Below are 631 nucleotides of genomic sequence, written 5' to 3' on the forward strand. Positions count from 1 at the left end.
CTGCATGAAGATCAGCCTCGAATCACACTCAGCCGCGTCGGGGGAATCCCCCTCGTGAACTTTGTCCACGCGGCCTAACGTCATCGATAACACGGCGTCACACGCAGGTGAGCATGCCACGGTGGCGCCCGCTACGAAGCGTGCCGGTCCGTCGCAGCATGTGATGGCTAACCACAACGTCAAGAACTGATGTATTCGGATCGAATCTACCAGGGTTGCTCGAGTTCGACGGCCGGGCCCTGCTCGGCCCAACAAGCTGGCAAGCTGGTCAAGAGGCGCGGCAGGGTTGTCGCGTCAGTGGCGCGCCCGTCGACGATCGCCTCGACGATGTCCGGCGCGAGCAGGGTGAGTTGCAACAGCCGTCCGAGATAGCCGCGATCCAGCTTCTCCGCCGCGGCCATCTCGCTGATCGAGGCGTAGCGTCCGTCGTCCAGCATGCGCTGGGGGGTACCGGAAGGCGCGCGAGCACCTTCAGGAGCGCCGCGCCCGGGCGTCGATGCCGGTGGGGGCGGGCGGCCCGCTCGGTCCTCGGAAGTCACAGTGCGTTTCCGTCAGGAATGGACAGGCGCACCGTCGGGCAGGATTTGCGCGGCACCAACCGAGCGCCTATTGGGCTGCTATCAAGTGGCGT

1 protein-coding gene is annotated in these 631 nt (G+C 65.5%); it reads right to left on the reverse strand.

All coding sequences use genetic code 11. The features are described from left to right. Positions 1 to 206: 206 nt before the first annotated feature. Entirely contained in the window at positions 207 to 437 is a 231-nt protein-coding gene (locus ACTIFU_RS23925) for a hypothetical protein (RefSeq protein WP_439580822.1), read from the reverse strand. Between the last annotated feature and the right edge of the window lie 194 nt (positions 438 to 631).

It is taken from the genome of Elioraea sp., assembly GCF_051860475.1.
Classification (GTDB): domain Bacteria; phylum Pseudomonadota; class Alphaproteobacteria; order Acetobacterales; family Acetobacteraceae; genus Elioraea.